The organism is Pseudomonas sp. TWR2-1-1, from assembly GCF_049897045.1.
GTDB lineage: Bacteria > Pseudomonadota > Gammaproteobacteria > Pseudomonadales > Pseudomonadaceae > Aquipseudomonas > Aquipseudomonas versuta.
Genome location: NZ_JAFCVM010000003.1, coordinates 443,230 through 467,403, shown reverse-complemented (window position 1 = coordinate 467,403; position 24,174 = coordinate 443,230). Strand labels below are relative to the sequence as shown.

The following is a 24,174-nucleotide window of genomic DNA, read 5'->3' as shown; positions in this document are numbered from 1 at the left end:
ACCACATTCAGAGGCTGGCAAAGCGGAGCAAATCGTTGGAAATCAAACATCTGAAATCATTTGTGACCCTGGCCGAAGAGCTTCATTTCGGCCGCGCTGCACAACGGCTGTCCATCGTGCAACCGGCCCTGAGCACGCAAATAAAACTCCTCGAAGAAGAGCTGGGCGTACGCCTGTTCGAGCGCAACCGGCACTCGGTGATGCTCACGCAAGTGGGGGCGGTATTTCTGCCTGAAGCCCGGGCCACCCTGCATCAAGCCGCCCATGCCGCGGATGTGGCCAGAGCTTCGGGGCGCGGCGAGATCGGCCGGGTGCGCTTTGGTTTTGTGTCCTCAGTGTTACCGCACCTTTTGCCCGCCCTGGTGCGGGCATTGCACACGCGGTTGCCGCGGGTTGAGCTGGAACTCAAGGACATGCCGGGGCCGGACCAGGCCACTGCACTGAAAAACGGCCAGCTGGATTTCGGGCTGATGCGCTTGCCTGCCGTCATCCCCGGCATTCAAACCCGCGAAGTGCTGCAGGAGACCTTCATCCTTGCGCTGCCGGGCGAGCACCCGTTGGCCGCCTATGACTCGGTACCTGCCAGCGCACTTGCCCAAGTGCCGGTGTTTATTCTGGCCAGGCGCTACGCACCGGGTTTCTACGATGAACTGATGCAATCGCTCAACAGCCAGGGCGTACAGCTGCAACTGGCCTCGGAACTGGGGGAGTTCACCACCATGCTGGCACTGGTCTCTGCCGGGCTCGGCATTGGCCTGCTCCCGGCCAATGCCGGACGTGCCTTACCCGCCAATGTCATCTCCCGGCCGCTGGACCTGGGCAGCTATCGTGCAACCACCGGCCTGGCGTGGGTGGACTTGAACAGCGCGGTGAAGTTGACGGTGTTCAACCTGTTGAACGAGATCCTGTAAGGCCGGGTGCGTCAGCCGCAACCGTAGAAAAACCTCCGGCAAAATCCTCGGCACGTCCGCCAGCCGCTGTGGTCCATGGTGTTAAGGGTCCATTAATTCCTGAACAGGATGAGCGCCATGTCCGACGTGTTGCCCCCTGATCTGCACTATGTCGATGACACGCAGCTAGGTATCACGCGCAAGAAACTGCGCGGCAAGTTCGCCTACTTTGACTCGGCCGGGCAGCGCATTACCGATCCCGTGGAAATTGAACGGATCAATGCCCTGGCCGTTCCTCCGGCCTATACAGAGGTCTGGATCTGCGCTGACCCGCGCGGCCATTTGCAAGCCACCGGGCGCGATGCCCGCAACCGCAAGCAATACCGCTATCACGCCCGCTGGCGGGAAGTGCGCGACGCCGATAAATATTCCCGGCTGCGGGATTTTGGCCTGGCCTTGCCCAAGCTGCGCCGGCAGCTGGACAGCCTGCTGGCGGCCCCCGGTTTCAGCCGCGACAAGGTCATGGCCACGGTGATTACCTTGCTCGATGCGACGCTGATCCGGGTCGGCAACAGCCAGTACGCCAGGGACAACCGATCCTATGGCCTGACCACACTGCGCAGCCGGCATGTCGAGGTCAGCGGCAGCACCATCAAGTTCCGCTTCCGCGGCAAAAGCGGGGTAGAGCACAACATTTCAGTCAGGGACCGGCGTGTGGCGCGGATCATCAAGCGCTGCCTGGAGCTTCCGGGGCAAAACCTGTTTCAGTACCTAGACGAAAATGGCGAGCGCCACACTGTCAGTTCTTCCGACATCAATGCCTGCCTGCACAGCCTCACCGGCGCTGACTTCACGGCCAAGGACTACCGCACCTGGGCCGGTAGCGCCATGGCGTTATCGGTGTTGCGCGAACTGCAATGGCAACCCCAGGCCGAGGCCAGACGGCATGTAGTGGACATGGTCAAAAGCGTGGCCAGGCATTTGGGTAACACACCGGCCGTCTGCCGCAAGTGCTACATCCACCCGGCCGTACTTGAAGGGTTTGTAGCGGGAGACCTGGCCCAATTGCCCCGGCCCAGGGTGCGCAAGGGTCTCAAGGCAGAAGAAGTCGGCCTGGCGATGTTCCTCGAAAAGATGCTCGAAGCCGCCCCGGTCGAGAAATAGAAGGAACTCCTGCTCCAGGACGAACCTGATATGCGTAGCAGTTGCCGAAGGCTACGTCCGGTTGCGCAGCAATCGTGATCCAGGCGTAGGAATCAGGGGCAATCACGGACCAGGATTTTGGCAGCGAACAAAGAGGATCCGTCATGAACGACACGCGGGATGAAAACCAAAAAAAACCCGTTTTTTCAGCCACGCCGCAACCTGGCGGCGCAGCTGAAAAGGCTTCGCAACGCCATGGGTTCTGTATCCAGAAGCATGATGCAAGCCACCTGCACTACGATTTTCGCCTTGAACTAGAAGGCACGCTCAAGAGCTGGGCGGTGCCTAAAGGACCAAGCCTGGACCCTCAGGTCAAGCGTCTGGCGGTGCAAGTGGAGGACCATCCACTGGATTACGCCTCGTTCGAAGGTCATATCCCTGAAGGCCACTATGGGGCAGGGGATGTGATTGTCTGGGATCGCGGGGTGTGGAAGCCCGTTGGCGACCCGGTCCAGTCGTTCAAAAAAGGCAGGCTGCAGTTCGAACTCGAGGGCCACAAGCTGCAAGGCGTCTGGAGCCTGGTGCGTTCACAGCAAGAGGGCAAGAAGCAACTCTGGTTTTTGATCAAGCACCAGGACGATGCCGCCAGAGCGGAGTCCGATTTTGATGTGCTCACCCAGCGGCCGGAATCCGTAATCAGTGGTCGCACCCTCAAACCGCGACCGGCAAAGCAAACGCCAGGGAAAGCCTGATTCAGGTAAAGGGAACGTTAGCCGTGCTGCACGGGTCCACCGTTTCTATACCCCAAACCGGTGTCTGGCCGGTAACCACAACGAGGTGAACATGCGCAGCATTATTTCTGCATCAATATTGGCCGGTCTTTTGTGTGCAGTGCCTTTCGCAGCACAGGCTGACGATGACAAGGCCAGTGACTGCAAACCGGGCCAGATCCTGGCCGAGTCCATGGACCTGAGCAGTTGCTATGGCAAAGGCGACAAGGCACCGGATCAATACACCCGCGACACGGCCGCGATAAAAAACTGGAAAGCCAAGGGGCTGCCGCAACCCACCGATACCGAGCAATGGGTTGAAATCAGCAGGCATTACGTCCTGGTCAACCGGGTCAACTCGGTGATCAAGGAGATACGCAGCAAGGACGCCAAGGTCCTGACCAAATAGGTTCTGCATGCGCAGCCCCCCACGCTCAAGGTGATCCTGATGACAAACCCGAACGCACTTGCACCACGCGGCGAGCAACCCGTCATCCTGCAGGTCAACGGTCAATCACATACCCTCGTGGCACCGGCCAACGCGATTTTGCTGGACGTGCTGCGCGACCGCTTGCACCTGTATGGAACCAAAAAAGGCTGTGATCATGGCCAGTGCGGTGCCTGTACCGTGCTGGTCAATGGTGAAGCGATCAATTCTTGCCTGTCGCTGGCGGTGCAGCATGAGGGCGACAGCATTACCACCATCGAAGGCCTGGCCGAAGGGGACCGGCTGCACCCGGTGCAGGAAGCCTTCTGGGAGCATGACGCGTTTCAGTGCGGTTACTGCACCCCGGGGCAGATCATGAGTGCCGTCGCCCTTCTCAATGACCCGAATATTGCGGCCGATGACGCCAGCGTGAGGGAGGCCATGAGCGGCAATATCTGCCGCTGCGGCGCCTACAAAAATATTCTGGCGGCCGTGCAGTCGGCGCGGACCAAAATAGGCAGGGACGTCTGATGCGCACCTTTGACTATGTACGTCCCGGTTCTCCTGACCAAGCCATCGAGCATGCGTCTACTCAACCCCACAGTTTTTATCTGGCCGGTGGCACCACGCTGCTGGACCTGGTGAAGCTGGATGTGATGCCGGCTGATCATCTGGTCGACCTCAAGCAGCTGGCGCTCAAGCAAGTCGAGGCATTACCGGACGGTCGCTTGCGTATCGGCACCCTGGTCAGCAACACCGAACTGGCGTGCCATCCATTGGTGCGTGAGCGTTACCCGGTGCTGGCCCAGGCCATTCTCGCCGGCGCGTCCACGCAGTTACGCAACAAAGCCAGCACCGGCGGCAATGTAATGCAGCGGGTGCGCTGCAACTACTTTCGCGATGGCGTCTCGGCTTGTAACAAGCGCGAACCCGGCTCCGGTTGTGCTGCCATCAGCGGTCTGAATCGCAGTGTGCATGCCGTGCTGGGCACCAGTGATCACTGCATCGCAACCCACCCTTCGGACATGTGTGTGGCCATGACCGCCATTGGCGCGCAAGTCACCTTGCAAAGTCGCGATGGCAGTACCCGGGATGTCGATTTCGGCGAGTTTCATTTATTGCCCGGCGAAACCCCGTGGCTTGAGCACGCCATGGCTGAGCACGAACTGATTACCCATGTGACGCTGGACGCACCGCTGCCCGGCAGCCGCTCCTCATATCTGAAACTGCGCGACCGCAGCTCCTACCAGTTTGCCCTGGCCTCCAGCGCCATCATCGTTGTGCAGCAAGGACAGCTGATCACTCAGGCCCGGATTGCCCTGGGCGGCGTAGGCACCAAACCCTGGCGTGCGGTTGAGGCCGAAAACAGTCTGACCGGGCAAAAGGTGTCAGCGGATACCTTTGCCCGGGTCGCCGCGCTGGCCATGCAAGACGCGCGGCCTTATGAACATAACGGGTTCAAGATCCCGCTCGGGCAACAGGTGATTGTGCGCAATCTTCGTGACCTCACCACCCAGGAGTCACTATGAACCAGCCAATTATCGGTATTGCTCAACGCAGGATTGATGGCCGGCTCAAGGTCAGCGGCGCGGCACGCTACGCAGCCGAGCACCCCCAGCCAGGCATGCTGTATGCCTATGGGGTCTACAGCACCATTGCCCACGGCCGTATTTGCAACATCGATGACCGGCAGGCGGCCGCGATGCCGGGGGTGATCAGCGTGCTGCATCATGGCAACTGCCCCAAGCTCTATCGTACGCCTGCGGCGGCCATGGACATGGCGCAGATCCTCAGTGCCAGCAAGGTCGATGAGTTTCGTACACCCTTTGAAGATGACCGGGTGTCTTATCCGGGCCAGTTTGTGGCGCTGGTGCTGGCCGAGAGTTTTGAGCAGGCCAGAGCCGCAGCCTATAGGGTCACTGTCGAGTACGAGGTTGGCGAACCGGTCAGGAGCCTGGCCGAAGCCATGGCCACCCATCAGGGCAAGGATGGCGGGGCAGGCCATACCCGGGGCGACCCGCAAGCGGCGTATGCCTCGGCTGCCAGATCCATTGACGTGACCTACACCACCCCCGTGGAAAACCACAACCCGATGGAGATGCACGCCACCACCGCATGGTGGGAGGATGGCCGCCTGTTTGTGTATGAAAGCACTCAGGGCGTGGTCAATCACCGCAATGTGCTGGCCAACGTGTTCGATTTGCCGCCGGACCGGGTTGAAGTGCGGGCGCCGTTTATTGGCTCTGGATTCGGCAGCAAACTCTGGCCATGGCCGCATTCCATCGCCGCCTGCGCCGCGGCGAAAGTCAGCGGCCGGCCGGTCCAGCTAATGCTGCCACGCCAGCAGATGTTCACCACTTCGGGGCACCGGGCAGAGACTTCGCAGCGCATGCGGCTGGCCACCGACAGCAGCGGCAAACTGGTATCGCTGCGCCACGAATCGCACAACAGCACCTCCACCACCGACGCCTACACCGAGCCTTGCGGTTCTGTAAGCAAAAGCCTGTATTCCTGCCCGAATGTACTGGTCAGCCACAAAAATGTGCCGGTCAACCGTGGCACGCCCACCTCCATGCGTGCCCCCGGTGCGGCGCCGGGGCTGTTTGCCCTGGAATCGGCGATTGATGAAATGGCCGAGGCGGCAGGGATCGACCCCATGGATTTTCGCCTGCTGAACATGGCGTCCATGGACGAAAGCGTCGGCCTGCCGTGGTCCAGCAACCACTTGCAAGAAGCCATCGAAGTCGCCGCGCAAAAAATTGGCTGGCAGCAGCGCAACCCTGCCATTGGATCGATGCGTGACGGCGACGAAATCATTGGCTATGGCATGGGTGCCTGTAACTGGGAGGCGTCCCAGGTGCCAACCGATGCGCGGGTGATCCTGCGTGCCGACGGCACGGCGCTGGCCCAGTGCGGCCTGCAGGATATTGGCACCGGCACCTATACCATCGTTGCGCAAACCGTCAGCCAGTTGACCGGGTTGGCGCTGGATCGCATTGAGGTTCAGCTGGGCAGCTCGGCGTACCCGCCGGGCGCCATGTCCGGTGGTTCATGGGCCACCTCAAGTGTGATGCCGGCCATCGCGGGCGCGACGCGCCAGGCGTTGGACAAACTGCGCGAGTATGCGGTGTTGAGCGCCGGTCAGTTCGCCGGTAAAAAACCTGAAACCCTCAAGGTGGAGGCGGGGCAACTGGTCAGCGGCAAGCAGCGGGTATCGTTCTGCGAGGTACTGAACACGCAGCGCCTGTCACATGCCGAGGGCGCCTTCAAGAGTGGCGCAGCGAAGACCGGCACCTGGTCATACCGCTCCTTTGGCGCCCATTTCGTCGAAGTCCGCTGGGACCCCGGCATCTCCAGATTGCGGGTGGCGAGGGTGGTCAGCGCCATTGATGTGGGCAAGGTGGTCAACCCGCTGGCGGCCAGCAATCAGGTTGAGGGGGCGATTGTGATGGGCATCGGCATGACGCTGTTCGAAGCGGGCGAGTTTGATCCGCTCAGCGGGCTGCCGGTCAATAACAACCTGGCCGAATACGTGGTCCCGGTGCACGCCGATCAACCCGTGATCGATATCACGCTGCTGGATTACCCGGACCTCAACCTGAGCGAGTTCGGTGCCCGCGGCATTGGTGAAATCGGTATCACCGGGCTCGCCGCCGCCATCGCCAACGCGGTGTACCACGCGACCGGCAAACGCATCCGCGGGCTGCCGATCACCAAGGAAAAGTTGATGCATGGACTCCCTTGACTTGCAGGTCATCCAGCAGGCTCAGCACTGGGTGACCGCGGGCCAACCGGTGTGGCTGTGCACCGTACTCTCAACCTTCGGTTCCGCCCCGCGAGGACCGGGGGCGATGCTGGTGGCCATGGCCAGTGGTGAACATCGCGGGTCGCTGTCAGGAGGCTGCGTCGAAGAAGACTTCATGGAGCGCCTGTGCACCGGGCAGTTTGCCCCGGTCAATCAGGTGGTGCGTTATGGCGACGGAGGCCTGGCGCCCACCCTTGAGTTACCGTGCGGCGGCGTGCTGGAAGTATTGATCGAATACCTGGCGCCCGAACCACAGACACTTGAGCATCTGGAAATACTCAGACAGGCATTGACCGGGCAGTGTGTAACGACCCGGGGCGTTACGCCGGGCGGCCTGTCCCGACGTGTTTTACCGGGCACGGTGAATGGCCCGCGGGTGCAAGTGGCAGCGCATGAAATATTGATCCGGGTGGGGCCCGTGGTGCGTCTTCTACTGGCCGGCCTGTCCCCGGTGGCCGAGTTTTGCGCCAGTTTTGCCCTGGCGTTGGGTTACGAAGTGGTGGTCTGTGATCCACGCCCCCAAGTGCTTGAAGGCTTTGCACTGCCGGGCGTGCATGTCCACCCGCGCTTGCCCTCGGTCTTCATCGAGGAGGGTGGCTGTCACGCGGCTACTGCGGTGGTGGCCCTGACCCATGATCCCCGGCTGGATGACCTGACACTGATGGAGGCGGTAAGAACCGAAGCCTTTTACATTGGCGCCATGGGCTCGCAGCGCACCAGTGACAAGCGGATCGAGCGCCTGGCGCGCATTGGCGGCCTTGATGCCCGGGCACTGGCCCGCATTCATGCGCCGATCGGCCTGCGTCTGGGGAGCAAGACCCCGGCTGAAATAGCTCTCGCCGTGATGGCCGATATCTTGCGCGTCTCCAATGGCATTGGCCGGCGAGATGTTTAAACGGCCGGAACCTGACATCTGCAGTGCTACATGGGTTACAAATGAACCCCTAACAATAATTACCCGTCACGGATCGAGGTCTCACCTATGCAGTTGTCCCGCTTTCCCTTCACCGCAGCCACCGTTCTGGCGCTGGTTGTCAGCGCGACCGTCAACGCCGCCGACATTACCCCTCAAGCGTTGCTGGCCCAGGCCCGGGCCGAACAACCCGCTTACCTGGACACCCTGAAAACCCTGGTCTCGGTGGATACCGGAACCGGCACCAAGCCGGGCCTGGACCAGGTCAGTGCGCTGTTGGTCAAGCGCTTGCAGGACCTTGGCGCTAGCGTCGAGACCCGCCCGGCAACCCCTTCGGCCGGGGACAATATCGTCGGCACCTTCAAGGGCACCGGTGATAAGGACTTCCTGCTGATGGTGCACTACGACACCGTATTCGGACCCGGAACTGTGGCCAAAAGGCCATTTCGCACCGAGGGTGAGCGCGCCTATGGCCCGGGTGTTGCCGATGCCAAAGGCGGCGTGGCGATGATCCTGCATGCGGTCAAGCTGCTACAGGACCAACAGTTCAAGGACTACGGCACCCTGACCGTGCTGTTTAACCCGGACGAAGAGATGGGGTCGGCCGGGTCGAAAAAAATCATTGCCGACCTGGCGCGCAAGCATGACTACGTCTTCTCCTACGAGCCGCCTGACAAGGACGCGGTGACCGTGGCCACCAATGGCATCAACCAGCTCGGCCTGGAGGTCAAGGGCAAGTCCTCCCATGCGGGCTCCGCCCCGGAAAATGGTCGCAATGCCCTGACTGAACTGGCGCATCAGATCGTGCAACTCAAAGACCTGGGTGACCCGGCCAAAGGCACCACGGTGAACTGGACCATGGCCAAGGCTGGCGAGAAGGCCAACATCATCCCCGATCTGGCGACCGCCCAAGCCGACATGCGTTACTCGGACGTGACCGAGAGCGACCGGGTACTGGCTGACGCCAAACGCATTGCCCAGAACAAACTGATCCCTGAGACCGAAACCGTGATCACCCTCCACAAGGGCAGACCGCCGCTGGCCAAAAATGACGGCTCCGAATCCCTGGCCAAGACGGCCCAAGCGTTGTATGGCGATATCGGCCTGAAGGTTGAGCCCATCGCCATGCGTTTCGGGACGGATGCGGGATATGCCTATGTGCCGGGCAGTGCCAAGCCGGCGGTCCTGGAAACCATGGGGGTCGTGGGGGCAGGGCTGCATGCCGAAGATGAATACATCGAACTGAATAGCGTAGCGCCGCGGCTGTACCTGAGCGTGGCAATGATCAGGAAACTGTCCAAGTAACCCCTCACCCTGTAGGAGCGAGCTTTTCAACGAAGAAGCTCGCGAGACAAGCTCGCTCCTACAGGGATGGGAGCGGTTTGACAGCGATAGCATCGCCGGGGAACGGTTTTACCGGGTTTTTTACCCCCGGCCTTGTGCCCGAGAAGCCAATTGCCCGGTGTCTGCGCGCACAAACACCGAGTCACCGACAGCCGTCAGCTCATCGCCCGCAAACACCTCGCAGATAACCCGGCTTTTACGCCCCACTTCACCTTCGACTTTTGCCCGCAGGGTCAGGGGCACGCCCATCGGGGTCGGTTTGATGAACTTGATCCCCAAATTGCCCGTGACGCAATTGATGCGCGGCAGGCTGTCGACCTCACGCTGTTCTGCACGATAGTGACAGGCCATCGCCGTCCAGTTCGAATGGCAGTCCACCAGCATCGCAATCAAACCGCCATAAACCAGATCGGGCCAGCCGCAATATTTGGCATCCGGCAAGTACTCGGCAATCACATGCACGCCGTCCTCATGCCAGAAACTCTTGATGTGCAGCCCGTGGGGGTTACTGCTGCCGCAGCCGTAACACACGCCATCCGGCGCAGCAGTGTCTTGCAGGGAACAAGTGTGCTGAGTCATACCCTATGCGTCCTTAAAAAGTGTCTGCCAGATGCCCTTACGTTAACGTAAAGATCCCTGTAGGAGCGAGCTTGCTCGCGAGCCTTTCAGCGAAGAGGCTCGCGAGACAAGCTCGCTCCTACAGTTTTTGCACGAATCAGGCGAACTGCATTTGCGGCACATGCTCGGGGACGATCAATTTGCCAGCGGTCTTGCGCACGATTTCCTCGACGCTGACCCCGGGAGCACGCTCCTTGAGGATGAACGCGCCGTTATCGATTTCCAGGTAGGCAAGGTCAGTCAGTACCCGCTTGATGCACCCGGCGCCGGTCAGCGGCAGGCTGCAACGCGACAGCAGTTTCGACTCTCCGTCCTTGGACGCATGGGTCATGGTGACGATGATATTGTCCGCACCCGCCACCAGGTCCATCGCGCCGCCCATGCCCTTGACCATTTTGCCGGGGATCATCCAGGAGGCGATGTTGCCCTGCACGTCGACTTCGAAAGCGCCGAGCACGGTCAGGTCGATGTGGCCGCCGCGAATCATCGCGAAGGATTCAGCCGAGGAGAAGATCGATGCCCCGGTGCGGGCGGTAACGGTTTGCTTGCCGGCATTGATCATGTCGGCGTCGGCTTGGCCTTTTTGCGGGAATGCGCCCATGCCCAGCAGGCCGTTTTCCGATTGCAGCATCACTTCCATGCCTTCGGGGATGTAGTTGGCAACCAGGGTGGGAATGCCGATGCCCAGGTTCACGTAGAAGCCGTCTTGCATTTCGCGGGCGACGCGCTGAGCCATTTGTTCGCGGGTAAGAGCCATTGTTGTTCTCCGTGCTCTGTGATCCAGAGCTTAAGGCTGGGGGCAGGGATCAGGAGCGCTCGGTGAGCTGTTCGATGCGTTTCTCGAACGTGCCGCAAATGATCCGGTCGACGTAGATGCCAGGGGTATGGATCTGGGTCGGGTCCAGCTCGCCGGGCTCGACGATTTCTTCAACCTCGACCACGGTGATCTTGCCCGCGGTGGCGGCCAGCGGATTGAAGTTTTGCGCCGTGTGGCGGTAGATCACGTTGCCAAAATGGTCAGCCTTCCACCCTTTGACTATGGCGAAGTCGCCGGTGATCGACTCTTCCATCAGGTAGGGCCGGCCCTTGAATTCACGGATTTCCTTGCCGTCGGCCACTGGGGTGCCGACTCCAGTAGCGGTGAAGAAGGCTGGGATCCCGGCACCACCTGCGCGCATTTTCTCGGCAAGGGTGCCCTGGGGGGTCAGCTCGACTTCGATTTCGCCACTCAGCAATTGCCGCTCAAACAGTGCGTTCTCGCCCACGTAGGAGGCAATCACTTTGCGCACCTGGCGATCTTCCAGCAGCACCCCGAGGCCGAAACCGTCGACCCCGCAGTTATTCGAAACCACGGTCAGGTCACGGGTACCTTTGCGCTTGATCTCGCTGATCAGATTTTCCGGGATTCCGCACAGACCGAAGCCGCCGGCAATCACGGTCATGCCGTCCTCGAGACCGGCCAGGGCTTCCTCGTAGGACGCCACACGCTTGTCGAAACCTGCCATATGCACCTCTTTTATTGTTGATTGTGCCAATGGCAGCGAGTGTTACTCCGGGGGATTGATTTGTTAAATTGATTTTTAAGGTCGATTAATTGGTAAAGTAAAACAATCAATCAAAAGGACCCACCCATGACCGTGAAACAGATGCGTGCCTTCCTCGCTGTAGCCCAGGGCCTGAGCTTTGCGGTGGCCTGCGAAAGGCTGCACCTGTCGCAGTCGGCGTTGAGTCTGACGATCAAGGCGCTGGAGGAGGGGCTCGGCGGACGGCTGTTCAGCCGCACCACGCGCAATGTGGCGCTGACCCCCGAGGGCGAATCGCTATTGCCGCTGGCCAGGCGCCTGATTGCAGAGTGGGACAACGCCGAGGACGAGATGCGCCAACGTTTCACCCTGCAGCGCGGGCGCGTGACCCTGGCGGCAATCCCCTCGTTCTCCGGCAATTTGCTGCCGCGCATCCTCAAGAATTTTCGCACCCGTCACCCCAAGGTCAACGTCACGGTCAACGACGTGATCAACGAACAAGTGCTGGAGATGGTCCGTGACCGCCAAGTGGAACTGGGGGTGGCTTTCGAACCGGGCCCGGGGTCATCGCTGACCTTTACCCCGCTGTATATGGACCGGTTTGTCGCGGTAGTGCCCAGTGACTCGGAGTGGGCCGGGCGCTTGCTGATCGACTGGCAAACCCTGCTTGAGCAGCCCTTTATCACCTTGCAGCGCCCCTCGGCGGTACGGGTGATGCTCGAAGAACATCTACAGGCGCGGCAGATGAAATTGCCGGTGGAGTTTGAAAGCCATCAGCTGGCTACGGTGGGGCGCATGGTAGCCAGCGGGCTGGGGGTCAGCGCAGTTCCGGCGCTGTGTGCCGAACAGATGCGCGAACTCGGTGCCCGCTGCATCACCTTGCATGAACCGGTGGTCGAACGGGCAATGGGCATACTGACCAAACCCGGCCATGAATTGTCGGCGGCAGCCCAGGCGATGTTTGACAGCTTGATCGGCGAGCAGCTTGGCGAGCGGTTTTGTGAATGAGGTCGGCGCGTCCCCTGATACCTTCGGCGTAATATTTAGTTGTACTTTTAAAACACTCCTAGTTGCAGTAACACATTCCTAAACACCTTGCGGCACTGGTTTTATATTGCGGCCCTAACCGAACTTAAGCAGTTCAATATTTTGGCCGCAAGCTCAATGAATTGGACATGGCGAATACTGTCGGCTTGCGACTTGATGACGGGTGGTATTTAGGAGCTCATCACAATAAATAAGAATGCTCTTATTTGTTGCAACGTCGATTATTAATCTATCTTGAACGGATTAATAGGCTGGACGTAACGCCTGTTTAATTTAACAAAATGATTGAGTAAGATCGCCGCCGCTGCACTCAACCAATCAAGCTCCCGGAGCGGAGCACTTATATGGAAGTTACTGTATGTCTTTGAAAAAAACCTTGCTCGTGACCTGTCTGCTGGCTGTTTCGGGCAGTGCTATGGCTGCCACCACGGCCGACTTGCTGGTCACCGGCAAGATCGTTCCTGCCGGCTGCGATGTGACTATCGGAAATGGTGCACCTCTGGATTTGGGCGATATCAATGTTGCAGATCTCAACCCGGATCATGACCAACCCACCCCGCTGCGTAACAGGACTGTTGCTTATAACGTTACCTGCACCGGCCCGGTAGCTCTCAGCACCAGCTGGGTTGACAATAATGAAGGCGCCGGTACACACCCGCTACCCGGCAGTCATAACCACTTCAGCCTGGGTAAAGATGCTGCTGACGCACCCATTGGTCACTTGTGGTTCCAGCATGGCGGTGGCGCAAGCGTAGCCGTAACGGGCAATGGTGCAGAGACCCATGCGAATGTAATCATGAGCCTCAATGGCGTTGACTGGAGTGACGCAGTTTATGGCCAGGCCAGCAAAACCTGGGTGAACTCCTTTGCTCCAGTGGGTGAAACCACTCCGGCGGCTTACACCACCTATAGCGGCAATTTTGTTCTCAAACCCCAGATCGCTCCGGTCAATACACTGGACCTGAACACTGCGCTGACAATTGATGCCAACGCAACCATGGAACTTACTTACTTGTAAGTGCGCCTTTAATACAGTGCCGGGGATATCCGGCGCTGTATTTGCTTTTATACAGATATCATCACGCCTGCGTATGTTTGTCACTGCCTCACCCTATGACTATTGGGGCGGCGCAGTAGTGCGCGCGACATAAATAATGTCGGGCATCGCAAGTTAAATAAAGGTCTTGATTATGCTTTGCACATACAAGCAGTACTCAAAGGTTTTGCGGGGCGCTGTTTTGCTGTTAATGGCGTTTGTATTCCAGTCGGTACACGCCTCCGGCATGACGCCGGATACCACTATTGTTCTGGTAAAAGTGGCGGATGGCGAAGGCAGTATCAATATCACCAATACTCATCCCAGTGCCGCATTGTTATATACCTCTCTGGCCAACATTACTGAAGACAAGGAAACCCTGCTGGTGGTTACGCCACCCATCATGCGCGTCGAGCCCGGACAAAAGCAGCTGGTGCGCTTCATTGTTCAGGCGCGTACGCCCATCACGACCCAGCGTCTGAAACGGGTGACCTTCGACGGTATCCCGCAAAAAAACAACGACGGTAAATCCACCGTCACCATGAACGTGCGGCAGAACTTGCCAGTGATCATTCATCCCGAGGGCCTGGCGTTGAAAAACGATCCCTGGGTGCTGCTCAAATGGACGCGTACCGGCAACACCCTGAACGTGAGCAACGACAGCCCTTACGTGGTGCGTTTGACCAAGCAACTGACCCTGCTTCCGGGCAAGACGGCGGCCGAGTTGCCAAACAATTACATCCTGGCCGGGCAATCCCTGTCAGTGAAACTTCCCGACAACACACCGGCCTCGGTGGAGTCGGTGCAGTTCACCCCCGCAAGCCTCTACGGCTTTGCCGTTAACGCGTTTAGCGCACCGCTGAACTGATCGTCCCTCTTATCACTGTCGATTTAGGATGCCCCGGATGATTCTTAAGCCATGGGCAGCGCGTGGTTGTACCGCGCTGTTTAGCAACCTGAGCTGTTCGAGCCTGCTGTCTAGTTTGTTATTTTCCCTGAGTGGCGAGGTCTTAGCCCAGACGGCAACGGCCTCCACGGGTCAGCCCGCTGACAGCCTGGCGCAATTCGATATACAGATGCTCAAACACCGGGGCATCGACCCCGGGGTGGCGCAGTATTTCGCGGCCGCACCGCGCTTCGGTTCCGGTAATCGACGGGTCGACTTGTGGGTCAACGGTAATGCCAGGGGCCAGGTCGAAGCCCGGTTCGATGATCAGGGCCAGTTGTGCTTCAACCGTGCATTACTGGATCAGGGCGCGCTGCAAATCCCTAAGGCGCAGTGGCAGAAGAATCCCGGGCAAAGCCCCGAAATTCAGGCGATTTGCTACGACTTTGCTGGCGCCTACCCGCAAACCGAAGTCGAGTTGCTGCCCAACAGTCAGCAAGTGCGGCTGGTGGTGAGCCAGGATGCCTTGCGCCCGGTGGCCGAGGATCGGGGGGTCTATCAGGGCGGAGGCAGCGGGGGGCTGATCAATTACGAGTTGCAGACCTACACCTCGAAATCGGGCAGTTACTCGAGCAATTATCATTCGGCCAACACCGAGATCGGTTTCAATCTCGGCGACTGGATCGTGCGCAGTCGCCAGTCATTTACCGCCAATGACAACGGCAATGACTTCCAGACCCTGTACACCTACGGCCAGACCACCTTTGTCGACCAGGCCCGGACCCTGCAGGTCGGCGAGATTAATATCAGCGACTCGGTACTCTCGGGCGTACCGATCACCGGCTTGCAACTGGTGCCTGAAGCCGCCCTGCAAGGCAGCAGCCAGGGCGGGGCGACGGTTAACGGTATCGCGCAAACCCAGGCCCGGGTCGAAGTGCGTCAGGCCGGTGCATTGATCTACAACACCGTGGTGCCCGCAGGCCCCTTCAGCCTGTCGGACATCCGGCCGCTCAACAGCAATACCGATCTTGAGGTCCGGGTCATTGAAGCCGATGGCCAGGAACAGCGCTTCACGGTGGCGGCGGCGTCTTTGGTACGCACCAGCCTGTCGACGCCGGGCGCGTCGTTCTCCGTCGGCAAATTGCGCACCTTCGACAGTTACCAAGGGGTCAAACCATTGATCGCCACCGCCAGCGATGGCTGGCTGCTGGGTGCCAGCAACAAGATCTCAGCCGGTGCCATGCTGGCCGACAACGACTATCAGGCCGCTGCGCTGGAACTGGACTCGGTGCTCAGCCCGGCCACGGCACTGACCCTGCGCAGCGTTGTTTCCCGGGCTCCCCGGGTCAAGGGGACGGGCACCCAGGCCAGTGCCAGCCTGAGTACCCGGGTCAGCGAAAAAATCAGCCTCAGTGTCAACACCACCCACCAGAACCGTGACTACCGTGACCTGCTGGATACCACCAACCGCCATACCGATTACGACCCCGGTGGCCTGAGCCGGGAGCAGTACGGCGTTTCGGCAACCTGGTCCGACCCGCTGCTGGGCAGTTTCAATAGCAACTATTCGACATCCCGGTCGTTTGCCGGGCATGCCACCGACTACCTCAGCGCCAGCTGGAGCAAGTCGTTCACACACTTCAACCTCAATGCCAGTGTTGAAAAGACCAGCCGCAATCTCAATCGCAACTCCCAGCCCCGGCGCACGCGCAAAGACCAGCCGCAAACCGCCATGTACCTGTCACTCAGCGTGCCCTTGGGGGGCGGGCGCAGTACCCGGACCTACGCCAATAAGCGCTCGGATCGCACCCGTTACGGCGCCAGTTTCAATGACAGCAGCTTTGAACGGCTCAATTACAACGTGGCGGTTGAACGAGAAGTGGAAGACGCCAGCCAGCAGTTGTCCGCCAACGCCAGCCTGCTGACCCCCTACGCCCAGACGTCATTCGGGGCTTCGCGCAGTGACACCAGCAACAGCTTCAACGCCCGGGCCAGCGGCGCGATGGTGTTACACGGCCAAGGCCTGACGCTGTCGCCGTATCAGGTACAGGACAGCTTTGCGATTGCCTCGGTAGGCGATGTGCCGGGAATCAAGCTCCAGACCCCGAGTGGTCCGGTGTGGACCGATAGTGCCGGGCGCGCGGTGGTGGCCAGTCTGAACCCCTATCGCTCGACCGGGGTGCAAGTGGAAACCAAGGGTTTGCCGCGCAACATCGATATTCAAAACGGCCACCAAATGCTCTCTGCGAGCCGTGGCTCGGTGCATCAGATGGATTTCGAAGTGCTCAAGAGCCGCCGCGTGCTGTTGCACATCACTGACAGCAACGGCGGGGTTCCGGCCAAGGGTGCCAGTGTGCTGGATGCCAATGGCGGGTTCATCACCAGTGTCATCGATGACGGCCAGGTCTACCTGAACAATCTGGAACATGCAGGGCCGCTGCGCATTCAACACAGCGACGATCAGTACTGCCAATTGAGCTTCGAGGTGCCCGATGAACAGGACCTGGAAAGCTATTTCGAGACCCTTAATGCCAACTGTGCCGCAGATGCCGAAAGCCTGATGGCAGTCAACGGGAGCACCCGGTAAATGACCTTTTACGACATCATCCGCACATTGCTGATGGCCCCCGTACTGGTGTGCAGCCCGCTGTTGCTGGCCAGCGAATGCGAGATCACGCTGAGCAACACCCATCTCGATTACGGCGTGCAACAGCATCCTTCGGGTGCCGTAGCGCTACAGGGCAATCACCGGCTGGACAGCCGCGAGATCCGCCTGAACGCCAGTTGCCGGGACGATTCGGCCATCGAGTTGACTCTGCACGGTGCGTTACATGCCAACCAGATGAAATTCAGCGATCAAGGGCAGGTCAGCATTCGCCTGAGCAGGGCGCAACTGGATGGTCGGCCCGTTGGCCTGGCCAAACCAGGTGACCTTGGCGCTACGGGTGCCGGGGTCGAGAGCCTTGCTGCCGCGCCGGGTGACGTCATCGTGCCCGTTGAAGCTGGTCGCCCGGCGCGCGGCAAGGCCCTGGTGCTCAGCCTTGAAATCGTTCCGCAACTGCCGCTCAGCGATATGCGCTCACGGGATGCCAAAGTTCACGAGGGGCAATTGCGCATCGACGTCAACGGGTCATGAGCCACGCAAGTGGTGTGCCTTTCAATCATAAAAATTCTGGAGCACGTGACTCTATGCATCCCTCGAAAAGCTTGACCCTGGGCTGCCTGATGCTGCTCGCCGGCAATGCCCTGGGCGCCGCCAGCGTTGACCTGAGCATCAGCGCCACGACTCACCCCGCGGCCTGTGACATCCGCCTGGATAACGGTGGCAAGGTGGACTATGGCACCTTGCAACATGGCGACCTCAACCCCGACAGCAGCCGTGAAACGCTGCTACCGCCCAGGACCATCGGCTGGCAGATCAATTGCGGGTACGCGGTGCCCATCGCCTTGCAATGGACCGATAACCACCAGGCCTATGGCAGCCACCCCCACGGCACCCATTACTTCAGCATGGGCAAGGATGCCCGGGGAGCGCCGATTGGCAGCATGGAGCTGTTCTATGGTGATGCTACGGTCGCTGACGGGCACACCGTAGCCGCCATCTCCAGGCCACTGGGGAGTGATTACTGGATAGCCAATCTCGATGGCATCGTCGATCACCGCTTCGTGCTGGCATTTGCCGCGCCCGGTACCGCTCTGGTCGGGGCATTCGCCAGCTACTCCGGGCAGTTGTCGTTGACCACCCGCATCGCGCCGCTCGACAGCCTGGACCGTACGCGGGTGATCCAGCTGGACGGCAGTGCCACTGTTGAAATTATTTATCTGTAACTGGTGGCAGGCGGCCTGATCAAAAGTGGCACTTTGTTTTTTTGTTCGATGAAACTTTCAAATGTTGAAATTTAAATAAATGCGCTCTTGCAGGGCGTGACAATGGTACGGGCAATATAATTATGCATCTTAAAAAAACGTTACTCTTCGCTTCTTTACTTGCTGTTTCGTTCAGTGCAGTTGCCGCGACAACTGCCGACCTGAGAGCGACCGGCAGAATCTTGCCGGGCGGTTGTGAAGTGACACTCAATGGCGGCGCAGCGGTCAATCTTCGTACGATATCGGCTGCTGACCTTAATCCCGACCCTGACGCCGCCACCCGACTTGCGGCGGTACGTGTTCCTTTTAATATCACCTGTCTGAGGCCGGCGATCATTGCCACTTCCTGGACTGATAACCATGAGGCTGAAGGGGCCTACCAGCCCAGTGCAGCGACATTCAGCCTGGGCCAGGATGCAGCTGGAACCCCTATTGGTAACTTGCGCATCACCCATGGCCCGACCATACCGGTAAGTGGCGGTGTCAGCTCATCGGCCAAATCCCTGACCAGTACCGATGGCATTGGCTGGGATTTCTCAATAACCGGCCAGATCCTCAAGACCGGAATGATTGGTTATGGTGTTGTGGGTGGACCGAACATCCCCGCGGCCTTTCAAACTTATGGCGGCGAACTTGTTCTGACCCCGACGATCGCCCCCGTCAATACACTGGATATGAGTTCAACTCTGAACATAGAGGCCAGTCAAACTATTGAACTTCGTTATTTATAAGCAGGCTGTATCAAACGGAATAAAGCCTTATTTATTGGAGCGATAAACTCACGAAAACGTTTCGTAGTCGCTGACGAGGCACGAGGCTGCGATAAGGTCCGCAGGACCTTGCCTGGCGGCCCCCGGTAACCCCCTCGCAGCCTCGTTTCACTCGTCAGCGACTACAGGGGCGATCCGTGTTTGTAGTACGCACCGAGCTGGCCGTGCAACCGTAGTGTTGCCGGAAGCTGCGGGTGAATTGCGCCTGGTCACTGAAGCCCCAGCGCATGGCCAGCTCACCGATCGACAGCCGGCAACCGGGGTCATTCAGGCCTCTGTTGACCGCCTCAAGACGCTGCAGGCGAATCCACTCCCCGAGACTGTAGGGCGTACTGCTGAACAGCTTGTGCACATAGCGCACCGACAGTCCGCAGGCACTGGCGATCATCGGCGGCGCCAGGTCGGGATTGCCCAGTTGCTGTTCGACGTAGTGCTCGATGCGTTGCAAATGCATGGCCGCCAGATTCGAGCTTTCGCTGCTGAGCACCCGTTCGTCATCACGCAGGGCCATCAATAACGTGGCAAGCGCTTGTTCCAGCAGCATGTGGCGCACGGCTTCCTCACACTCATCGAAGCGTGCGGCACACATGGCCAGTTGATCGACAAAGATACGCCCCAGGCCACGCTTGGCATCAAAGCACAAACGCGTATAGCGCTCGGCGCCGCGCAACTGGCCATGCAGTGCGCGTTCGGGGAGTTTGAACACCCACAGATCGTTATCGCAGGCATAGTGAAAACGGTAGGGCGCATCGCCACGCTCGAAAATGAACCCGCCGGGGCGGCAATGCAGTGCACGGCCGTCCTGCTCGAAGTGCACTTCGCTACGGCGCGGTACGGTGACCAGGTAGCAGGCTTCCTGGTCTTCACTGACCTGGGACTTGCTGCGCGAATAGCCAAGCTGGCTGGAGCGCAAGCGCGAGAGGGTCAGCGCGGTGCTGGCGGTTTCCCAGATTTGCAGGCTGCCGCTGAACGTTGAGCTGGGTGAAAACTCCAGCGAAAGCGGAAAATAGGCACTGGCGATCGCGTCCGCCCATAGCGGCTGGCGTTGACTGTCGGGCCAGGAACGGGTGGATAGTTTGTGCGCCATGGCTGCCCTCGTATGATTTTTATTATGAGGACGGTGCCGACCCGTAGAAGCGTCGACACCGCTGGTTCGCCATCATTTGCCAATGCTTACGGACGGTCAATCACAAGGTGTCAGCCGGTAGGTGGCAGACGGGGCTAACACTGCCTGCCAGCCAGGAGGCACGACGATGTTGGTGGTCGACTCCTCTATCACGCAAGGGCCCTGCACGGTTTGTCCGCACTGTAGCTGCTCACCGTTGTAGACCGGGGTTTGTTGCCAGTCTGACTGAACGCTGAACAGCATCGGCCGATAACCGCAGGCTTGCGCCGCGACAGCCTCGGCAGGTTGCGCCAGTTCCGGCATGGGCGGGCGTTGCAGACGTGCAATCACCGAGCATTCGAGATTCACCAACTCCACCGGGCTTTCAGGCTCGCTGTAGGAAAACAGAGCCTTGTGGCGGGTATGGAACGCCTCGCGCAAGGCCACCAGCCCCGCCTGATCCAGTTGCCCGTGGCTCAGTTCAACGCTGCATTCGTGAATCTGCCCCAGGTAACGGATCTCCAGGTTGTACAGGCATTCGACGTTATTGCCGGCGCCGTAACCGTCGTCGCGCAAGTTATGCATGCCACGTTCGCGCAGGTCACCCAAGGTCTGGTTGAGCAATGTCAGGTCGACCAGCTCATCGTCCAGGCGCATGGGCAGGGTCGTCAACTGGTCGTAACGGATATCCGAAAGGATCTGTCCGTAGGCACACAGCCCGGAAGCCACTTTGGGGATCAGCACCACCTGGCTGCCGATTTCTTCGGCCAGGCGCATGACATGCATGCCCGCAGCACCGCCCGCACCAATCAGGGCGAAGTCCCGCGGGTCATAGCCGCGCTCGATCGATACCCGACGGATACCGCTGACCATGTTCAGGTTAACCAGGGTGATGATGCCAATTGCGGCGCGCTCAACGCTGATGTTCAAGGGCTCGGCGATTTTACGCCGGATCGCCTCGATGGCTGATGTGCGGTTCAGGCGGATGCTGCCGCCCAGCAGTGCGCCGTCGGCCAGGTAACCGAGGGCCAGGTTGGCGTCGGTGACGGTAGGCTCGGTACCGCCCTTGCCATAGCACACCGGCCCGGGGTTGGCCCCGGCACTGCGCGGGCCGACCTGGAGCATGCCGAAGTCATCGAGGAAGGCAATCGACCCGCCCCCGGCACCCAGGGTTTCCACCTGAATCATCGGCACACCGATGCGATAGCGCAGAAAGTCGGTGTCTTTGCTGAAGTTGGTACGCCCGGCTTTGCTCAGGGTGATATCGAATGAGGTGCCGCCCATGTCCACGGTGATCACATTGTCGATACCGAAAGGTTGGGCCACGCACAACCCGGCTTGTGGTGCGGACGCCGGACCGGAGTTAATGGCATTCACCGCACGCTCGCGCATCACCACCCCGGGTGCCAGCCCGCCGTTGGATTGAAAGTAGCGGGTGGGTTGCTGCGCCCCGAGTTCTTCGAACAAGGCGTCGATCTTTTCGATGTAACGGCCCATCACCGGGCTCAGGTAGGCGTTGACCACGGTGGTTGAGGTACGGGTGTACTCACGGATTTGCGGGAACACTTCATTGCCGGTGCAAACGAACACCCCCGGCAGGGCCGCCCGCACCATCTCGGCAGCGCGCTGCTCGTGGCCCGGATTACGCACCGACCAGACGAACGAAATGGCCACCGACTTGACCTCCTGTTCACGGAAATACTCGATCGCTTCGGCAATCGCCCGTTCGTCCAGGGCGGCGTATTCGCTGCCGTCACTGATGATCCGCCCACCGATCGGCCGCCGCAGATGGCGCGGTACCAGCATATAGGCTGGCGGGTAACTGGCATCGTAGCGATGCCCGTCTTCCTTGTGACCGAGGCGGATTTCCAGGCTGTCTTCATGGCCCTCGGTACACAGCAGGCCGACCTTGACCCCGGTTTTCTCGATCAGTGCGTTGAGGGCCACGGTGGTGCCGTTGATGCACAGGTCGCAGTCGCCAATGATCTGCGCAGGGGTGCGACCCAGGGCATCGGCCATTTGTGCCAGGCCGTTGCGGATGGCCAGGGTGCCGTCCTGCGGGGTCGACGGTGCCTTGAACAACTGCACGTTGCCGTTGTGATCCGCCAGGATGAAATCGGTGAAGGTGCCGCCGGCGTCGATGCCCAGACGATATTGTTGTTTGGTCATGATCAGGGATTCCAGGTTGCTCAAAGGGGCAGGGGCGATCAATGCGCGGTACGCAAGGCGTCGGTCGCGGCGTCATCGACCTGGCCGTCGCTGTCAATCACCACGCCATATTCCAGGCGGGCGCCTTCACGGGACACCAGGCCATTGCGCACGTCGTTCAACACACTGGCCACGGGGCGGCGCAAAGGGTTGCCATAACCACCACCACCGGGGTTCACGTTGATCACCCGTTCGCCGGGCCGGGCCGTGAGTTGCGCGTTGTAGATGAAGTGCTCTTCTTCCCCGTCGCTGTGGCGGTGAATCAACCGCCCGAGCTTGGGCTCGAGCATCACGTTGTTCGCGCCTGCCGCCCCCGACGTTGGCAGTTGCCGGCCCTCACCAAAGCCGACCACGGTCATCGCGTGATTGAGCGGTTCGATTTCAATGCGGGTCCCCGAGCCACCGCGAAACTCACCGGCGCCACCGCTGTCGGTCATCAGGCTGTAGCGGTGGATGAGGATCGGGTAGGAGTGCTCCAGCAGTTCGATATCGCCAGACATCAGCGCCCCGAAGCAACACAGCGGACCGCAGGCCGGCCAGCCGTCCATGGCCTTGTTCGCCCCGGCCCCGGAGATGATTGATGCGAGCACCATGGTTACGTACTCGTCGTTGCCATTGCGCGGGTCATGCCCGGCGATATTGATACCGCTGGCGTGGCCCCACGAGGCCGTGACGCGATCCGGCGCTGCCTGCTCCAGTGCCTGGCGCACGGCATCGGCCAGGGTCTCCATCGGCGTGGTGGTGCTGTTGACGTGCGGAGCGGGTTCTTTGGCGTTGCACAAGGTGCCCGGCGGGCCGAGGTCGACGGATACGCAGCGGTACAGCCCCTCGTTGTACGGCGGTGGTACCTGGGCAAACATCATCAGCCCCAGATACACCCCGGACACCGAGTTGCCGGCGTAGGAGTTGATGAAGTAGGGCACTTGCGGCGGGCTCTCGATCAAAATGTGCGCCTCGTCACCGCGAATCTCCACCTGAGCGGTGATCGCCAGTTCGCCCAGCCCGTGCCCCGAGTCTTCAAGCACCGCAGTGCCGCTGTAAAAACCGTCGGGCACCTCACGCAGCAGGGCACGCATGTGCCGGTCAGCCATGTCTTTCAACTCGGCGATGCACGCGCGTACCTGTTCCACGCCATAGCGCTCCAGCAGTTCGAGCAAGTGCCGCTCACCGACGTTGCAGGCGCCGTATTGAGCGTTCAGATCGCCTTCCTGATAGGCGCGGGCCCGCATGTTGGTCAGCAGCAGATTGATCACATCCTCGCGGCGCTTGCCCTGGGACCAGAGCTTGACCGGAGGGATACGCAAACCTTCGGCGTAAATCTCCTTGGCGTCGGGGTTATAGCCGGCGGGTACCGGGCCGCCGATATCGGTCAGGTGGCCTTTGCAGACGGCCCAGAACACCAGTTCGCCCTGGTAGAACACCGGTTTGTACATACAGCAGTCAAGAATATGGCTGCCTTTATAGGCCGGGTCATTGTGGTAGATCACATCGCCTTCCTGGATGTCATCACCGAAGAATCCGGCCACGCACTTCATCGCCGGAATCAGCGAACCGAGATGAATAGGGATGTCCTGGCCTTGCAGGATCATTTCCGGAAGGTGGTCAAAGAGCGCATTGGAATAATCGTGAGCCAGATTGAAAACGCTTGAGCGCCCGGTTTTTTCGAGGGTTATGGTCATTTCGCGCTGCGCGGTTTCGAGCGCGCCACGCACGACTGCCAGGGTGATCGGATCTACTGTGCTCATGGGTCACCAGAAATCTTGTTGTTATTCAGGTGGAGGTCAGGACGAACGTCTAACCCACGGCACAAAACTACGCGCAC

General features: G+C 59.9%; 21 protein-coding genes and 1 pseudogene. 16 read left to right on the top strand and 6 right to left on the bottom strand.

The window, feature by feature from the left end; translation table 11 throughout:
• Positions 1-35: 35 nt before the first annotated feature.
• The 9 genes and pseudogenes from ACP7BO_RS10300 to ACP7BO_RS10260 all read left to right on the top strand — a co-directional run bounded on the left by ACP7BO_RS10300 (position 36) and on the right by ACP7BO_RS10260 (position 9,253).
• Positions 36-911: a LysR family transcriptional regulator gene (locus ACP7BO_RS10300; RefSeq protein WP_426210087.1), complete on the top strand. Its 876-nt coding sequence runs from the start codon at positions 36-38 to the stop codon at positions 909-911.
• Positions 912-1,028: 117 nt separating this feature from the next.
• Positions 1,029-2,054: a DNA topoisomerase IB gene (locus ACP7BO_RS10295; RefSeq protein WP_426210085.1), complete on the top strand. Its 1,026-nt coding sequence runs from the start codon at positions 1,029-1,031 to the stop codon at positions 2,052-2,054.
• 143 nt (positions 2,055-2,197) lie between these two features.
• Positions 2,198-2,755 (top strand): annotated as a pseudogene (locus tag ACP7BO_RS10290) (DNA polymerase ligase N-terminal domain-containing protein); the annotation flags it as partial.
• Between the two features lie 121 nt (positions 2,756-2,876).
• Complete coding sequence (locus tag ACP7BO_RS10285; RefSeq protein ID WP_426210083.1) at positions 2,877-3,212, top strand: RcnB family protein; 336 nt, start codon at positions 2,877-2,879, stop codon at positions 3,210-3,212.
• 39 nt (positions 3,213-3,251) lie between these two features.
• Entirely contained in the window at positions 3,252-3,761 is a 510-nt protein-coding gene (locus ACP7BO_RS10280; RefSeq protein ID WP_426210081.1) for a (2Fe-2S)-binding protein, read from the top strand.
• Entirely contained in the window at positions 3,761-4,759 is a 999-nt protein-coding gene (locus ACP7BO_RS10275) for an FAD binding domain-containing protein (RefSeq protein ID WP_426210079.1), read from the top strand. Before ACP7BO_RS10280 ends, ACP7BO_RS10275 begins: the two co-directional genes overlap by 1 nt.
• Positions 4,756-6,975 carry a xanthine dehydrogenase family protein molybdopterin-binding subunit gene (locus ACP7BO_RS10270; protein WP_426210077.1) on the top strand — a complete coding sequence of 740 codons (2,220 nt, stop codon included), beginning with the start codon at positions 4,756-4,758 and terminating at the stop codon, positions 6,973-6,975. The genes ACP7BO_RS10275 and ACP7BO_RS10270 overlap by 4 nt, the downstream gene beginning before the upstream one ends.
• Complete coding sequence (locus ACP7BO_RS10265; protein ID WP_426210075.1) at positions 6,962-7,930, top strand: XdhC family protein; 969 nt, start codon at positions 6,962-6,964, stop codon at positions 7,928-7,930. Before ACP7BO_RS10270 ends, ACP7BO_RS10265 begins: the two co-directional genes overlap by 14 nt.
• Before the next feature lie 87 nt (positions 7,931-8,017).
• Positions 8,018-9,253, top strand: a complete 1,236-nt coding sequence (locus ACP7BO_RS10260; protein WP_426210073.1) for a M20/M25/M40 family metallo-hydrolase — start codon at positions 8,018-8,020, stop codon at positions 9,251-9,253.
• 120 nt (positions 9,254-9,373) lie between these two features.
• On the opposite strand, the gene ACP7BO_RS10255 is transcribed toward ACP7BO_RS10260, so the two are convergent.
• The 3 genes from ACP7BO_RS10255 to ACP7BO_RS10245 form a co-directional block, all read right to left on the bottom strand.
• Positions 9,374-9,871, bottom strand: coding sequence for a PaaI family thioesterase (locus ACP7BO_RS10255; RefSeq protein WP_426210071.1), 498 nt, complete (start codon positions 9,869-9,871; stop codon positions 9,374-9,376).
• A 136-nt stretch (positions 9,872-10,007) separates the two neighbouring features.
• The gene (locus tag ACP7BO_RS10250; protein ID WP_397456788.1) at positions 10,008-10,667 is read right to left on the bottom strand and encodes a CoA transferase subunit B; all 660 of its coding nucleotides are present in this window, start codon (positions 10,665-10,667) and stop codon (positions 10,008-10,010) included.
• Positions 10,668-10,716: 49 nt separating this feature from the next.
• Positions 10,717-11,415, bottom strand: coding sequence for a CoA transferase subunit A (locus tag ACP7BO_RS10245; RefSeq protein WP_426210069.1), 699 nt, complete (start codon positions 11,413-11,415; stop codon positions 10,717-10,719).
• A 126-nt stretch (positions 11,416-11,541) separates the two neighbouring features.
• Here ACP7BO_RS10245 and ACP7BO_RS10240 point away from each other — a divergent pair, with 126 nt between their 5' ends.
• The 7 genes from ACP7BO_RS10240 to ACP7BO_RS10210 all read left to right on the top strand — a co-directional run bounded on the left by ACP7BO_RS10240 (position 11,542) and on the right by ACP7BO_RS10210 (position 19,000).
• On the top strand, positions 11,542-12,441 hold the full coding sequence (locus ACP7BO_RS10240; RefSeq protein WP_426210067.1) for a LysR substrate-binding domain-containing protein: 900 nt from the start codon (positions 11,542-11,544) through the stop codon (positions 12,439-12,441).
• 397 nt (positions 12,442-12,838) lie between these two features.
• Positions 12,839-13,498 carry a DUF1120 domain-containing protein gene (locus ACP7BO_RS10235; protein ID WP_426210065.1) on the top strand — a complete coding sequence of 220 codons (660 nt, stop codon included), beginning with the start codon at positions 12,839-12,841 and terminating at the stop codon, positions 13,496-13,498.
• A 172-nt stretch (positions 13,499-13,670) separates the two neighbouring features.
• Positions 13,671-14,384 (top strand): fimbria/pilus chaperone family protein, encoded by a 714-nt coding sequence (locus ACP7BO_RS10230; RefSeq protein ID WP_426210063.1) that lies wholly within the window; start codon positions 13,671-13,673, stop codon positions 14,382-14,384.
• Between the two features lie 37 nt (positions 14,385-14,421).
• Positions 14,422-16,989 (top strand): fimbria/pilus outer membrane usher protein, encoded by a 2,568-nt coding sequence (locus ACP7BO_RS10225; RefSeq protein WP_426210061.1) that lies wholly within the window; start codon positions 14,422-14,424, stop codon positions 16,987-16,989.
• Positions 16,990-17,538 (top strand): hypothetical protein, encoded by a 549-nt coding sequence (locus ACP7BO_RS10220; protein WP_426210059.1) that lies wholly within the window; start codon positions 16,990-16,992, stop codon positions 17,536-17,538.
• Positions 17,539-17,591: 53 nt separating this feature from the next.
• On the top strand, positions 17,592-18,230 hold the full coding sequence (locus ACP7BO_RS10215) for a DUF1120 domain-containing protein (RefSeq protein ID WP_397456791.1): 639 nt from the start codon (positions 17,592-17,594) through the stop codon (positions 18,228-18,230).
• Positions 18,231-18,352: 122 nt separating this feature from the next.
• Entirely contained in the window at positions 18,353-19,000 is a 648-nt protein-coding gene (locus tag ACP7BO_RS10210) for a DUF1120 domain-containing protein (protein ID WP_426210057.1), read from the top strand.
• A gap of 154 nt (positions 19,001-19,154) precedes the next feature.
• Here the strand turns inward: ACP7BO_RS10210 and ACP7BO_RS10205 are convergent, their stop codons facing one another.
• From ACP7BO_RS10205 to ACP7BO_RS10195, 3 genes are all read right to left on the bottom strand, one after another.
• On the bottom strand, positions 19,155-20,126 hold the full coding sequence (locus ACP7BO_RS10205; RefSeq protein WP_426210055.1) for a helix-turn-helix domain-containing protein: 972 nt from the start codon (positions 20,124-20,126) through the stop codon (positions 19,155-19,157).
• 96 nt (positions 20,127-20,222) lie between these two features.
• Positions 20,223-22,313: a hydantoinase/oxoprolinase family protein gene (locus tag ACP7BO_RS10200; RefSeq protein ID WP_426210053.1), complete on the bottom strand. Its 2,091-nt coding sequence runs from the start codon at positions 22,311-22,313 to the stop codon at positions 20,223-20,225.
• A gap of 38 nt (positions 22,314-22,351) precedes the next feature.
• Positions 22,352-24,097: a hydantoinase B/oxoprolinase family protein gene (locus ACP7BO_RS10195; RefSeq protein ID WP_426210051.1), complete on the bottom strand. Its 1,746-nt coding sequence runs from the start codon at positions 24,095-24,097 to the stop codon at positions 22,352-22,354.
• Positions 24,098-24,174: the final 77 nt, after the last annotated feature.

Bases quoted from the DNA above. Each gene is read 5' to 3' on its own strand.
- ACP7BO_RS10295 (WP_426210085.1), top strand. From the start codon at position 1,029: ATGTCCGACGTGTTGCCCCCTGATCTGCACTATGTCGATGACACGCAG.
- ACP7BO_RS10285 (WP_426210083.1), top strand. From the start codon at position 2,877: ATGCGCAGCATTATTTCTGCATCAATATTGGCCGGTCTTTTGTGTGCA.
- ACP7BO_RS10280 (WP_426210081.1), top strand. From the start codon at position 3,252: ATGACAAACCCGAACGCACTTGCACCACGCGGCGAGCAACCCGTCATC.
- ACP7BO_RS10275 (WP_426210079.1), top strand. From the start codon at position 3,761: ATGCGCACCTTTGACTATGTACGTCCCGGTTCTCCTGACCAAGCCATC.
- ACP7BO_RS10270 (WP_426210077.1), top strand. From the start codon at position 4,756: ATGAACCAGCCAATTATCGGTATTGCTCAACGCAGGATTGATGGCCGG.
- ACP7BO_RS10265 (WP_426210075.1), top strand. From the start codon at position 6,962: ATGGACTCCCTTGACTTGCAGGTCATCCAGCAGGCTCAGCACTGGGTG.
- ACP7BO_RS10260 (WP_426210073.1), top strand. From the start codon at position 8,018: ATGCAGTTGTCCCGCTTTCCCTTCACCGCAGCCACCGTTCTGGCGCTG.
- ACP7BO_RS10255 (WP_426210071.1), bottom strand. From the start codon at position 9,871: ATGACTCAGCACACTTGTTCCCTGCAAGACACTGCTGCGCCGGATGGC.
- ACP7BO_RS10250 (WP_397456788.1), bottom strand. From the start codon at position 10,667: ATGGCTCTTACCCGCGAACAAATGGCTCAGCGCGTCGCCCGCGAAATG.
- ACP7BO_RS10245 (WP_426210069.1), bottom strand. From the start codon at position 11,415: ATGGCAGGTTTCGACAAGCGTGTGGCGTCCTACGAGGAAGCCCTGGCC.
- ACP7BO_RS10240 (WP_426210067.1), top strand. From the start codon at position 11,542: ATGACCGTGAAACAGATGCGTGCCTTCCTCGCTGTAGCCCAGGGCCTG.
- ACP7BO_RS10235 (WP_426210065.1), top strand. From the start codon at position 12,839: ATGTCTTTGAAAAAAACCTTGCTCGTGACCTGTCTGCTGGCTGTTTCG.
- ACP7BO_RS10230 (WP_426210063.1), top strand. From the start codon at position 13,671: ATGCTTTGCACATACAAGCAGTACTCAAAGGTTTTGCGGGGCGCTGTT.
- ACP7BO_RS10225 (WP_426210061.1), top strand. From the start codon at position 14,422: ATGATTCTTAAGCCATGGGCAGCGCGTGGTTGTACCGCGCTGTTTAGC.
- ACP7BO_RS10220 (WP_426210059.1), top strand. From the start codon at position 16,990: ATGACCTTTTACGACATCATCCGCACATTGCTGATGGCCCCCGTACTG.
- ACP7BO_RS10215 (WP_397456791.1), top strand. From the start codon at position 17,592: ATGCATCCCTCGAAAAGCTTGACCCTGGGCTGCCTGATGCTGCTCGCC.
- ACP7BO_RS10210 (WP_426210057.1), top strand. From the start codon at position 18,353: ATGCATCTTAAAAAAACGTTACTCTTCGCTTCTTTACTTGCTGTTTCG.
- ACP7BO_RS10205 (WP_426210055.1), bottom strand. From the start codon at position 20,126: ATGGCGCACAAACTATCCACCCGTTCCTGGCCCGACAGTCAACGCCAG.
- ACP7BO_RS10200 (WP_426210053.1), bottom strand. From the start codon at position 22,313: ATGACCAAACAACAATATCGTCTGGGCATCGACGCCGGCGGCACCTTC.
- ACP7BO_RS10195 (WP_426210051.1), bottom strand. From the start codon at position 24,097: ATGAGCACAGTAGATCCGATCACCCTGGCAGTCGTGCGTGGCGCGCTC.